The organism is Bacteroides sp. AR20 (genome assembly GCF_964250605.1).
GTDB lineage: Bacteria > Bacteroidota > Bacteroidia > Bacteroidales > Bacteroidaceae > Bacteroides > Bacteroides uniformis.
On the sequence record NZ_CAXUGK010000044.1, the window covers coordinates 1 to 12,301 of the forward strand.

Sequence of the window (12,301 nt, forward strand, 5' to 3'; positions counted from 1 at the left end):
ATTAATTAACAAAACTCGGTTTAGGGCACTGAAAAGTGCCCTTTCGAAGGGGGATGCCCTAAATTGAGTGCTTACAATAGTGTAAATAGTTGAAGTGAATTGTAATTGAGCATGAATAAATATAAGCGATTAGGGAAAAATAGTTTACTTGTATTTATAGGTTCCATAGGCAGTAAGTTATTAGCCATATTGATGCTGCCTTTTTATACGGCATGGCTTTCTGTAGAGAATTATGGAGATATTGATCTGGTAGGCACTTATGTCTCATTGATAATGGGAGTGGTAACCCTATGTATAACCGATGCTATTTTCAGGTTTCCACAGGGTAAAAGCATAGACAAACAACGAACATTCTTTTCTTCAGGGCTGACAGTAGTTTCGCTCTCTTTGATTCTTTTTGGAGCAGTTTACTATTATTTATTGAAATATGTGGAAGATATTCAATGGGGGGTATTTGGCTCTTATGCTGGATATATATACGTCTTGTTGATTTTTAGCTTTTTACAATTATATCTTCAACAATTTTCAAGAAGTATAGACCGTATGTCTGTATTTGTAGTATCAGGCATTATTTTAACGTTTGTTACGGCTATATCTTCGTTATTATTAGTACCCAAGTGGGGTGTGGACGGTTACATTATTTCTCAATTGACCGGTTTTATTATTTCTTCTTTATACACAGTAGTTTCTATACATATACATACTTATTTATCGTATAAATCAATATCTATATCAACGATAAAAGAAATGTTGTCTTATTCGATTCCTATGATACCTAATGCTACACTTTGGTGGATATTAGGTACATCGAATAGATTATTTCTTGAATATTACCATTCGACAGACTTCGTTGGAATTTTTGCGGTATCCAATCGATTTCCGTCGATTATAACAATGGTGTTCAATACTTTTTTTCTTTCATGGCAGATTTCCGTGTTAGAAGAATTTAAGAAGCCCGATTTTCGGTTATTTTATAACCGTATCCTGAGACTGTGTTTTGTTTTATTATTATTGGTCGGTTTCTTCCTTTGCCTATCTAGCTATTGGCTAATCAAGTTTTTTGCGGACGAGTCTTATCTTGATGCTTGGAGATATATTCCATTTTTAGGACTGGCAGCAGTTTTTTCATCACTTTCTACTTTTGTGGGAACTATGTTTATGGCAACAAAGAATACACGCTATTTCCTTACCACCAGCCTTTGGGGAGGTTTTGTTTGCTTAGGAATGAACTTTTTGTTAATACCTCGATATGGAATCATGGGGGCTACTGTGTCATTACTGATTGCACATTTTGTTATATTATATTTGAGAACCATGAAGTCTGATAAATTTGTATGTCTTGATGGAAAATATGATTATCTATTGCAAATAGTGTTTTTGTTGGGAACTGCTGTTAGTATCTTATTTTTAGATACATGGTTCTTGAGAGTGTTATCATTCCTGCTTTTTTTCTCTCTGTTCTTGGTTTGGAATAGAAACTTTATAAAAGAGAGTAAAAATAAAATTGATTTTGTAATAAACAATAGATAATAAAATGTGTCTTGATAATGAAATAGGAAGTCCTAAAATTATTGTATTTGGAGAAAATCATCATAATACTTTAGGACTTATTCGTAGTTTGGGAGAAATAGGTCTGTTCTCATACTTAGTGTTAGTGAACTCCAATGGCTTGTATCCTTTTGTTGCGAAAAGTAGATACATAAAAAAAGTATGGATAGTGGACAACGTTCATGATGGTTTAGGTGTCATTTTAAGTGCATTTAATGAAGAAGAATGCAAGCCATTAATATTTCCGACATATGATAGTGAGGTTAAAATTCTTGGTGTAAATTTTGAAAAAATGAAGGATAAATTTATATTACCTGCTATTATAGATCGAAAGTGGACATTAGAGGAATGTTTGAATAAAGAATTTATGCGTACTCTTGCTCAAAGTATAGGGTTGAATACTCCTCAAAGTTGGGTTGTGGACTGTTCAGAAGAAGTAAATTTGCCCCAAGAGCTTATTTATCCTTGTGTCGTAAAAGCAATAGATAGCTCTAGTAGTCCTAAAAATTATACTATACATCAATCTGAGCGTTCTTTGTTGGAGTCTATTAATGAGTTAAGTAAATATTGTGACATTGTACAAATACAAGAGTTTATCTTCAAAAAAACGGAGGTCATACTTTTGGGTTGGAGTGATGGAAAGGGAACTACTGTGATTCCCTGCTTGATGGATAAGATAAGAGAGTATCCAAGATACTTTGGTACTACAGGATTAGGTAGAGTCACAAAGAATATAGAGGAGTATATTCAAGTCGATAAGGTGTATGAATATATTAATCGTATGGGATATAGTGGTTTATTTAGTGTTGAATTCCTTTTGTCTGATAGAGAAGCTTACTTTTTAGAAATTAATCTTAGAAATGATGGTAATGGATATTTGCCCACTTATGGAGGAGTCAATTTGCCTTACCAATGGTATTTGGCTATGACCGATAATCAATTGATATTATCTTCTCTTCCTAAATATATAAATCATGATTTTATAATGATGAGAGAATTTTCAGATATAATGATTCCTATAAAATATGGATATTCTTATTTTAAGTGGTTTAAGGATTACTTACATGTTGATTGCTTTTTATATTGGAATAAAAAAGACAAAATGCCTTATTTCTATTATTTGTTTAACAAAATATTTAGATGTATAACAAGAATATTAAAGTGAATATGCGGAAAAAAGTACTCTTATTATTGTATTTTGTTGCATATTATCTTGGTATAATCCTTTTCTTTTACTGGATAAATCGCAGAAAACAACGTATTCTTGTTTTTCATCATATCATACCGGATGACTATGTAAATACTAGTTTTGAGCAGAAGATAGTTTGTACATCCCGTTCTAGATTTGAATGGATGATGGCTATTGTTAATAAGCGATTAAAAGTAACAACCGAATTAGGGGAGCCGGAATCAGCCGTTATAACTTTTGATGATGGGTATCGGGCAGCATTGATAGCGGATGAGGTGTTGGCGAAAAGTGCAAATAAAGCTTATTTTTTTATACCAATCGTAAATGTCGATTCTTTTATGCCTTTGTGGATAGACCAAATAATGGCATGGTTCGCTTATGTACCCGAAGGAGAATATAGAATTGTAAATCGCAAAGTAAGAATTGGGGATACGTTAAGCAGGCAACAAGAATTTTCTTCGTTAATCAATACATTGTATGAAAAATATGATAAGGTTTCCATATTAGGGATGTTGGAAGATATATATCCTTTCAGAGACTTACCTATTGATAAGGCATATTTTGCTCTCCGCTTTAAGGGACTGACATCGGAAGAAATCTTGGAATTGAAAAGGAAAGGCCATAAGATAGGAGGTCATTCTGTAAGGCATGATATATTGTCGATGCTTGACGAATGGGAGTTACGAGAGGACTTCAAGGAATGTTCAGAATATATGGAACGCTTGTTTAATACAAATTTATATGCTTATCCTTTCGGACATAGACGAGATGTAACTCCCGGTGTTATGAAAGAATGTAGCCAATCTGTTTTCACACTTGCCGTGATGAATGAGTATAATTCGGAAGCTTCAGATTTTTCATTATCGCGTATGAATATAAGTCATTATAATTCCCGTTTTGAGATAGAAGCCTCTTTATCTGGTTTTACTCAATGGCTTAAAAATGTATTAAGATGAATCAAGTGAATCAGACTGCTCGTCCGACTCGGATAGCGGCTTGGGATTTGTTAAAGTTGTTTGCTATATTTTTAGTGGTATATGGTCATTGTATGCAACATCTTTTGGAGGTAGATACCAGATATAATCCTATGTTTCTATGGATTACCTCTTTTCACATGCCATTATTCATGACTTTGTCCGGATTGTTTGCAAGGAATTCTTTTCGAGCATCTTTTAAAGATTATTTTATGAAACGTGGCAGGCAGGTCCTTTTGCCTTGTCTGTCATGGAGTTTGATTATATTTGCCGTTATCGTTATTTTAGGAGGTGACTTGCAAATATATACGATAAAATCATTCGCAATCAATTCTTTATGGTTTTTGAAAAGTGTGTTTGTTTGTGGTATTTTGGGATTTATAGCGTTTAAATCCCAACGCAATCGGGTTATGTGGGTTGTATTGACTCTTTTACTTAGTCAAGTGATATTGATTTGGAATGTATTTATTATGTATCCTTGTTTTCTTTTCGGGATATGTATTTTTAAATATTTGTCATGGATCTTGAAATACAAGTGCCTTGTGTTAGTGATATCGGGGTTGTTATTTATGGTATTTTCTTTATATGTATCTTTTTCACCTAATTTTTGGGTTAGGGATCAGGGTATCCGAGAAGCTCTTTTTTCAGGTACATTGTCCTTAATGGATAATGCTCTTTTTTTAATGAAGGTTATTTTGAAGAGGTATTTTCAGTTATTTATAGGGCTGCTAGGATCGTCTTTTTTTATCACGCTATTTTTTCTATTGTTTACCGGGTTACGTAATGTCTACTTGCTAAATTTAGCTAAACTGGGACAATATACATTAGGTGTGTATGTCATACAATCGCTTATTCTTGAAACAATACTTGTCCGATGGATTTCTTTTAGTAGTGATTACTTTTGGTCGTTTGATTTTGTGATAGCTCCTCTCATATCTTTGTTGATAGTTTATGTATGCCTATTCATTAATAAGGTAATTGTTTTCAAAGAGGGTAAACTTGCTACATTACTTTTTGGAGTCTCATGTTCGTAAACTTCTCATGATAAGTTGTAGAGATTTTTGTTATGTTATTTACTTATATAATATATAATGTAATACTTTTATTTGTATTGATATTTGGGTATTATGTAAAGGTGTCTTCGACGAAATTATCCGAATATATTTGTAGGACTATTGTGTTTTTATCAATTGTAATACCGGCTTCTATTCGTAAAGGAATAGGAACTGATTATTGGAGTTATGTGGGATTGTATCAGTGGTATAGTACAAATAGTGATGAACATGAAATCGGTTTTCAATTATTGGGGAAGTTGATGAATTTTTTCGGGTTTAGTTATCAATCGTTTATCGCCTCTCTAGCAATTCTAGCTTTTGCTCCAGTTTGTTATTATGTTCCGAAGAGAAATTTTTATCCGTTTATTGTTATTTATTTCTTTTTGCTATTCCTTAGTTGTATAAGTACTACTCGACAGGCGATATCGATAGCATTAGTAACTTGTGGAATATTTGCGTTATATAAAGAAAAGGGAACAATGAAGTACTTGTTCTGTGTAGTACTTGCCTTCTTTTTTCATTATTCTTCCATATTGTATTTCCCTATTCTGTTGTTTAAAAACATCAAATTTTCTAATACTAATATTTATATATGTTTAGGAATAATATTGATGATTATGTCTAGAGCCGATTTTATTGATAATTTATTTGCTAGTTCGATATTTCAAGATTCTCCTTATGGTGTATACGCTACTATTGGTCAATATAATAGAGAGGCTGAAGTAGGAACTGGACTAGGGATAATATTAAATTTGATGCTACCATGTTTATTTCTTATGCTAAATCGTAAAATTTCAAAGTATTATGACCATGTAGGCTTTTTTGTGTTTTTGACCATGTTGTTTGTGACGAGCTATTTTTTAGCTTCAAAAGTACATATTTTTGGTCGATTAATGGGATGCTTTATTTTTCTCCCAGCTTTTTTAATTCATCCAGTATGTAAAACTTTATCGTTGAAATATAATAACTTTCTCATATTCTTATTTTTTATAATATATTTGATATTATATGAAAAAATGATTGCTGTTAGCCAATCTAGCTTGGGAAATGGGCTAGGTATTTCTCCTTACACTACTATATTCGATTGATTGAAGATAATTATATATTTGACATAATGATAGATATTGTTCTTCTGTGGGTTGATGGAAATGACCCAGTATGGCTAGCGGAATATGAAAAATATGCTCCAAAGGTAAACGGTGATAAGCGAAATGTGCGTTTTCGCGATTGGGACAATTTGAGATTTTTGTTTCGAGGAATTGAGAAGTATGCTCCTTGGGTCAGCAAGGTGCATTTCGTGACATGTGGACATATTCCAGATTGGCTGAATTTGAATGCACCTAAACTTAATTTTGTTAAACATTCGGATTTTATTCCTAATGAGTATCTTCCTACATTCAATTGCAATCCGATAGAAATGAATATTCATCGGATAAAAGATCTTGCGGAACAATTCATCTATTTTAATGACGATACTTTCTTGATCAATTCAGTTTCGGAAGAACGTTTCTTTAAAAACGGATTGCCTTGCGATATAGCAGCTTTAAATACAATGCAACCCAATACACAAGGTATAGACCATATCATTTGCAATGACTTGATATTGATTAATAAATATTTCGCTAAAAGGAGTCTTTTAAAAGAACATTTTGGGAAATGGATTAATGTCAGGTATCTCAGTCAATGGTATCGTACTTTGGCATTATTACCTTGGAGCATGCATACAGGTTTTGTCGATCCACATTTACCTAATGCTTATTTGAAATCTACGTTTGAACGGGTTTGGGAATTGGAACCGGAGATACTACAAAAGACTACTGAATCCCGTTTTAGGAATATCACGGATGTAAATCAATATCTTATAAGATATTGGAGACTTTGTTCCGGTGAATTCTCTCCTTATAATGTTTGGAAGGACTCAGAATTGATTACCATACAAAATAATAATTTGGACTATATATCAGATGTGATACGTAATCAACGGAAAAAAGTGGTTTGCTTGAATGATGCGGATTCAACAGTTGACTTTGATAAGGCTAAGATGTCATTGATTAGGGATTTTGAGGTAATCTTCCCTGAGAAATCATCGTTTGAGAAATAATCATTTATATAGAGTTGTCAATGTCTTATTTAGTATAATAATGGATATCAAAGAATTAGTTAGGACTGGAATGTTTTCTGTGGGGTGTTTGATGTGTCATACTAAAAAAAGTAGAGTGGTTTATTATCATGATGTTCATGTTAGTGACTCATGGACAACAATGTCGACTCCTTTTGAATTGTTTAAATTGCATATAAGTGCTATACGAAAATCGGGGTTTGAGATTGTTCGTGATATTAATAATCCAAAAGGGGAGATACAAATCGCTTTCGACGATGGATTCCGTGGGTTGTTGGATTGTGTGGATTGGTTGGTTTCCCAGAAAATATATCCTACAATATTCATCCCTATTTCATTGATTGGAAAAGAAGGGTATCTGTCTGAATCAGAGATATTAGAATTGCATAACGCAGGTTTCAATATTCAGTCGCATGGCATACGGCATAAGAACATGAGTGCAATGCCTGTGGACGAACTTTTGGATGATTTGTATGCCTCTAAAGCTTATCTCGAGAACTTCTTGGATAAGCAGATTGATAGTATTTGCTACCCTCAAGGGTATTATTCGGACCGGGTTATTTCTGAATCTCAAAATGCAGGTTATAAAAAACTTTATATTTCAGTACCGGGAGTATACGATATGGATGTAGCCCTGAAACATAGAGCTTTGTTTCAAACGATGTCCCCTCTTCAAGTTCGATTGGCTCTTTATGGAGGGATGGATATTCTTTCGTCTCATTATAAGAAAATGCATTATAACACAATATATAAATATTGATGGATACAGAAATTTATAGTAAAATATTCTCTGTTTCAGACAAAGAGCCTTTATTGCGATATTTGGCGAAAGCATATCCGTATCGGACTGACCTTAATACTTTTATTGATTTTACTTTATCGTATGTGCCTAAAGAAGGAATGGAAAAATCTTTGTTGGTTTTTAAAGATAAAGAAATTATAGGTGCAAATATGTTCCTACAAACGAAAGCCAAGATAGGGAGGCTTGAATATGATATTGTTTGGTCGTATGATACAAAAGTCTTGGATGAGTATCGCAAGACGGAGGCTGGGACTATCATTTGTGGGGAAATATTTTCGAATAAGAATTATTTTGGGGCGGGATTATCTGGTATTTCGGTAGAACTTAATAAGCGGATGCATGCTAAATTTATAGCGAAATCGGTTGCCTTTATTCGATTGAATAGGTATTTGTTCAAATATCTTTTTGCACCATTTTGCCCTTCTATGCGGAAACCATTAGTTGATGATTCTTCTTATCCACGTGAAATCAAAACTTGTTTAGGGTTATTTCGTCGATTAGAAAAGGCTATAGATTTGAATCAGCCTCAAGGCAATTACTGGAATGACAACCTAATAGAATTTGAACGTTCTACGAAATTTCTTGATTGGCGTTTTTTTACATTGAAAGATAAATATCAGGTATATGCCCTTCGTAAAAAGGAGGGAAATGATGTGTATTTTGCTTGTCGGCAATATGATTTGTCGGGCATACCACTTCTTTATGTGGTGGATTATAGATTTTCGATTGATGATTTTGAAGGGCAAAAAGCAATTATAAAAGCCGCTCTTTTGCTATCAAGGAAAATGAAATTTGCTGGAGTATATATTCGTTCGTCCTTGCCGGGGTTATCAAAGCTGTTGAAAAACAATGTTTTTATCATGAAAAAAGGAGGGGCTGATATAGTAACTCGTTTTAAACCGGCTATTCAAGAGGAATATTCAGTTTTCCATACTCCGGCTGATTCAGATATGGACTTTAAGTGAGTTGAGATATACTAAATTAATGGTTAGTACCCCCAAAATGATGTATTCTAAAAGTAAAAATAGCTATCATTAACGTTTAAAACAGATAATAATGGAATTAAAAGATTTTATTGAGAATTTTGCTCAACAATTTGATGATACAGAAGTCTCTGCTTTTACCCCTGAAACGGTGTTTAAGGATTTGGACGAATGGAGTTCGCTCGTTGCTCTCTCTCTAATCGCAATGGTTGACGAGGAGTATGATGTACGGATCAAGGGTGATGATATTCGTTCCTCTGAGACGATTGAAGACTTATTTGATTTAGTAAAAAGTAGAAGGTAATGGCATTTCTACAAGTAAACAATGGGGAAGTTATGACAATTTCGCTACCCTGACCTCATAGAATTTTAATAGATATGTATAATCCATTTTCTTTAGAAGGAAAAACAATACTTGTGACCGGAGCCTCAAGTGGTATCGGTCGCTCTATTTCCATTGAGTGTTCTCGTATGGGGGCAAATGTGGTACTGACCGCTCGTACTGAAACTCGTCTTAAAGAGACTCTATCTCTAATGGAAAGTGGTAAGCATCTTATTTTCCCCGCTGATTTGACAAAAGAGGAAGATATTATCAATATCGTAAATGAGATGCCCATGCTCAATGGAGTTGTAAACAATGCCGGAGTAGGTAATCGTGTATTGTGCAAAGCTATCAAGGAAAGCAATCTAAACGAGGTGATTCTCCCCAATTTGTATGGTCCCATCTTACTTCAACGTCATCTGCTCAAAAAGAAAAGAATAGCAAAAGAAGCTTCTATTGTGATGATTGCTTCGAGAGCTCCATTTGCGCCATCTATTGGTAATGCAGTTTATGCGGCTTCAAAAGGAGCTATTCTTGGTTATGCGAATGTGCTTGCATTGGAATGTGCGCCACAGAAAGTGAGAGTCAATTCAATCTGTCCTGCAATGGTTTGGACTGAACTGGTTGAAAAGGATGCGACCTTGATGGGAGCGGATTATGAGGACTTACAACAAAAATATCCCTTAAAGAGGTATGGTAGGCCGGAAGATGTGGCTTATCTGAGTGTTTATCTACTTAGTGATGCAAGCTCATGGATGACGGGTTCGGCTATTGATTTGACGGGGGGAGGCGAAGGAACTCTAACATTGTGATAAAAAATATTATGAATGCATATATAAAAGAAATCGTATATTACCTGCCCCAAGTGGAAGTTACGAATGAGGCGATTGTTCGTGACTTTCCGGAGTGGAGTGTTGAGAAAATTGCTTCAAAGGTGGGAGTGGAAAAGAGACATGTGGCAGCAGAGGATGAAACTGCTTCGGACATGGCCATTAAAGCGGCTGAATGCTTATTTCAAAAAAGGGATATAAAAAAGGAAGACATTGACTTTGTGCTGTTCTGTACGCAAAGTCCCGACTATAAATTGCCGACATCCGCTTGCATTATCCAGTATCAATTAGGATTGCGCAAGGATATAGGGGCATTGGATTTTAACTTGGGTTGTTCCGGTTATGTATATGGTTTGTCACTTGCCAAGGGATTGATAGCCGGAGGTATCGCCTCTAATGTTTTATTATTAACAGGTGAAACCTATAATAAATATCTACATCCAAAAGATAAGGGTAACCGTACTATTTTTGGAGATGCTGCTACCGCTACGGTGATAGGTACATCTGGATTTGCTCAAATCGGAGAGTTTTGTTTAGGAACAGATGGAAACGGGGCAAATAATTTGATTGTGGAATCAGGGGGAAGCCGTATACCCGAACTGCAGAATGATATCGAATTTGATGAGAATGGCAATCCTATCTCTTCTGATTATCTTTATATGAATGGTAGTGAGATATTTACTTTTACATTAGACATTGTACCTTCATTAGTAAATGCTACATTGGCAAATAACGGATTGGAAAAAGAGATGATAAATCAGTTCGTGTTTCATCAAGCCAATAAGTATATGCTGAATTTTCTTAGGAAGAAACTCAAAATAGAACAAGACAGATTTTATTATTGCCTATCCCAGTTTGGTAATACCGTATCCAACAGTATTCCTATCGCTTTGCGGGAGGCTATAGACGATGGTACAATTCATAAAGGGGACAATGTTCTTTTGGCTGGATTTGGGGTAGGCTATTCTTGGGCTGGAACTATATTAAAATTTTAACTGTTAGCGTCCAATTATGACATCTTGTTTGTTTTACTAAACGTCTCCTTTGCCTATCCTAGAAGAATCTCCGAGGGGGCTAGAACTAACCGAGCTATCCTTCAATGAATCTTTCTATCTAAGAAGTTTTCCTTGAAAGAGCAATTGCTGGCTTATCGTCATGACGACTTTCCTTGGGGAGACGTCATAATTGGATGCTTACTGGTCGCAGGGACTATGGAAATTTCTCGTTGATAACGGTCGGAATCAATATTAACAATCAAAAAATGAGTCCACTTTTGAATTATTGAATAGTAAACCTCTTTTAGATGGTATTCTCTGTACAATATGCCAATATAGAGCACTTACATTTTTCAGAATAAATGAACATTCTAATAAATTGCTCCAATCTCAAGAAAGGTGGAGGGCTTCAAGTCGCTGATTCAGTTTGTACTTGTTTGAATGCAATTCCCCAACATAATTTTTTTTTAGTATTATCCTCATGTATGGATGATACTGCTGATAGGGTATCGGAATACAAAAATGTCACTGTAGTGCGTCATGATATACGAAACAGTTGGTATACATTGTTTTGGGGACGTGATAAGGCTATGGATAATTTGGTAACCAGACACAATATTGGTGGAGTTCTTACCATATTCGGACCTGCAAGATGGAAGCCGAAATGTAAGCATCTATGTGGATTTGCCAGATCCCATCTCGTTTTGAACGATTCTCCCTATTTTCAACGTATGTCTTGGAAGGAACTAATGATAGAAAAGGCGAGAAATCTTTATTTATATTATTACTTCAAACGTGGTGTGACTGCTTTTTGGACTGAGAATCCTTATATTTCAGAGAAAGTAAAGCACTTGTTCCCTACCATAAAAGCCTATACTGTATCGAATTATTATAATCAGGTTTTCGATGATGAAAATACTCAAATAGAACATGCCTTACCGTCTTTTGACGGTTGTACTTTACTGTCCATAAATGCTCCTTATCCTCATAAGAATTTAGCAATTGCTATCGAAGTCGCTCGATATCTTAAAAAACATTATTCCGAATTTAGTTTTCGATTCGTTTTTACGGTGACAGAGAATGACTTGCCACCTATTCCCTCTTATTTGCGAGAGCATTTCTGTCTGATTGATAAAGTTAGTGTAGCAGAATGCCCTTCCTTATATCGTCAGGCAGATATAATGTTTCAACCAACTTTACTTGAATGTTTCACTGCCACATATGTCGAAGCGATGCGAATGCAAGTGCCAATTTTAACTACAGATTTGCCATTTGCTCATGGATTATGTGGAAATGCAGCTGTGTACTATTCGCCGTTAGATGCAGAAGACTGTGCCAAATCAATCTATAAAATGGCTGTAGACACATCCTTTCAAGATTATCTGGTCGGAGAAGGAATAAAACAACTTAAGTCCTTCGATAATTATAATCAGAGAGCAGAAAAATTAATCGATTTGATATCGAATTTGGATGATTAATACATA

12 protein-coding genes are annotated in these 12,301 nt (G+C 34.7%); all 12 read left to right on the plus strand.

The window, feature by feature from the left end:
* The first annotated feature begins 111 nt into the window (after positions 1-111).
* The 12 genes from ACESTD_RS17265 (at position 112) to ACESTD_RS17320 (ending at position 12,295) form a co-directional block, all read left to right on the plus strand.
* The gene (locus ACESTD_RS17265; protein ID WP_118132100.1) at positions 112-1,530 is read left to right on the plus strand and encodes a lipopolysaccharide biosynthesis protein; all 1,419 of its coding nucleotides are present in this window, start codon (positions 112-114) and stop codon (positions 1,528-1,530) included.
* 4 nt (positions 1,531-1,534) lie between these two features.
* Positions 1,535-2,713, plus strand: coding sequence for an ATP-grasp domain-containing protein (locus ACESTD_RS17270; protein ID WP_118132101.1), 1,179 nt, complete (start codon positions 1,535-1,537; stop codon positions 2,711-2,713).
* A complete protein-coding gene (locus tag ACESTD_RS17275; protein ID WP_118132187.1) occupies positions 2,689-3,693 on the plus strand; it encodes a polysaccharide deacetylase family protein in 1,005 nt (334 codons plus the stop codon). The genes ACESTD_RS17270 and ACESTD_RS17275 overlap by 25 nt, the downstream gene beginning before the upstream one ends.
* Positions 3,690-4,745 (plus strand): acyltransferase family protein, encoded by a 1,056-nt coding sequence (locus ACESTD_RS17280; protein WP_118132102.1) that lies wholly within the window; start codon positions 3,690-3,692, stop codon positions 4,743-4,745. Before ACESTD_RS17275 ends, ACESTD_RS17280 begins: the two co-directional genes overlap by 4 nt.
* Positions 4,746-4,777: 32 nt before the next feature.
* Complete coding sequence (locus ACESTD_RS17285) at positions 4,778-5,854, plus strand: EpsG family protein (RefSeq protein WP_119958408.1); 1,077 nt, start codon at positions 4,778-4,780, stop codon at positions 5,852-5,854.
* Positions 5,855-5,880: 26 nt separating this feature from the next.
* Positions 5,881-6,867: a stealth family protein gene (locus tag ACESTD_RS17290; protein ID WP_118132188.1), complete on the plus strand. Its 987-nt coding sequence runs from the start codon at positions 5,881-5,883 to the stop codon at positions 6,865-6,867.
* A 40-nt stretch (positions 6,868-6,907) separates the two neighbouring features.
* Entirely contained in the window at positions 6,908-7,645 is a 738-nt protein-coding gene (locus ACESTD_RS17295; protein WP_373159030.1) for a polysaccharide deacetylase family protein, read from the plus strand.
* Positions 7,645-8,652, plus strand: coding sequence for a hypothetical protein (locus tag ACESTD_RS17300; RefSeq protein WP_118132105.1), 1,008 nt, complete (start codon positions 7,645-7,647; stop codon positions 8,650-8,652). The genes ACESTD_RS17295 and ACESTD_RS17300 overlap by 1 nt, the downstream gene beginning before the upstream one ends.
* 91 nt (positions 8,653-8,743) lie before the next feature.
* Positions 8,744-8,974, plus strand: a complete 231-nt coding sequence (locus ACESTD_RS17305) for an acyl carrier protein (protein WP_118132106.1) — start codon at positions 8,744-8,746, stop codon at positions 8,972-8,974.
* 74 nt (positions 8,975-9,048) lie between these two features.
* Positions 9,049-9,804: an SDR family NAD(P)-dependent oxidoreductase gene (locus ACESTD_RS17310; RefSeq protein WP_182295760.1), complete on the plus strand. Its 756-nt coding sequence runs from the start codon at positions 9,049-9,051 to the stop codon at positions 9,802-9,804.
* An 11-nt stretch (positions 9,805-9,815) separates the two neighbouring features.
* A complete protein-coding gene (locus ACESTD_RS17315; protein WP_118132108.1) occupies positions 9,816-10,817 on the plus strand; it encodes a 3-oxoacyl-ACP synthase III family protein in 1,002 nt (333 codons plus the stop codon).
* 485 nt (positions 10,818-11,302) lie between these two features.
* Entirely contained in the window at positions 11,303-12,295 is a 993-nt protein-coding gene (locus tag ACESTD_RS17320) for a glycosyltransferase (protein WP_373159031.1), read from the plus strand.
* Positions 12,296-12,301 lie beyond the last annotated feature (6 nt).

Bases quoted from the DNA above. Each gene is read 5' to 3' on its own strand.
- ACESTD_RS17265 (WP_118132100.1), top strand. From the start codon at position 112: ATGAATAAATATAAGCGATTAGGGAAAAATAGTTTACTTGTATTTATA.
- ACESTD_RS17270 (WP_118132101.1), top strand. From the start codon at position 1,535: ATGTGTCTTGATAATGAAATAGGAAGTCCTAAAATTATTGTATTTGGA.
- ACESTD_RS17275 (WP_118132187.1), top strand. From the start codon at position 2,689: ATGTATAACAAGAATATTAAAGTGAATATGCGGAAAAAAGTACTCTTA.
- ACESTD_RS17280 (WP_118132102.1), top strand. From the start codon at position 3,690: ATGAATCAAGTGAATCAGACTGCTCGTCCGACTCGGATAGCGGCTTGG.
- ACESTD_RS17285 (WP_119958408.1), top strand. From the start codon at position 4,778: ATGTTATTTACTTATATAATATATAATGTAATACTTTTATTTGTATTG.
- ACESTD_RS17290 (WP_118132188.1), top strand. From the start codon at position 5,881: ATGATAGATATTGTTCTTCTGTGGGTTGATGGAAATGACCCAGTATGG.
- ACESTD_RS17295 (WP_373159030.1), top strand. From the start codon at position 6,908: ATGGATATCAAAGAATTAGTTAGGACTGGAATGTTTTCTGTGGGGTGT.
- ACESTD_RS17300 (WP_118132105.1), top strand. From the start codon at position 7,645: ATGGATACAGAAATTTATAGTAAAATATTCTCTGTTTCAGACAAAGAG.
- ACESTD_RS17305 (WP_118132106.1), top strand. From the start codon at position 8,744: ATGGAATTAAAAGATTTTATTGAGAATTTTGCTCAACAATTTGATGAT.
- ACESTD_RS17310 (WP_182295760.1), top strand. From the start codon at position 9,049: ATGTATAATCCATTTTCTTTAGAAGGAAAAACAATACTTGTGACCGGA.
- ACESTD_RS17315 (WP_118132108.1), top strand. From the start codon at position 9,816: ATGAATGCATATATAAAAGAAATCGTATATTACCTGCCCCAAGTGGAA.
- ACESTD_RS17320 (WP_373159031.1), top strand. From the start codon at position 11,303: ATGGATGATACTGCTGATAGGGTATCGGAATACAAAAATGTCACTGTA.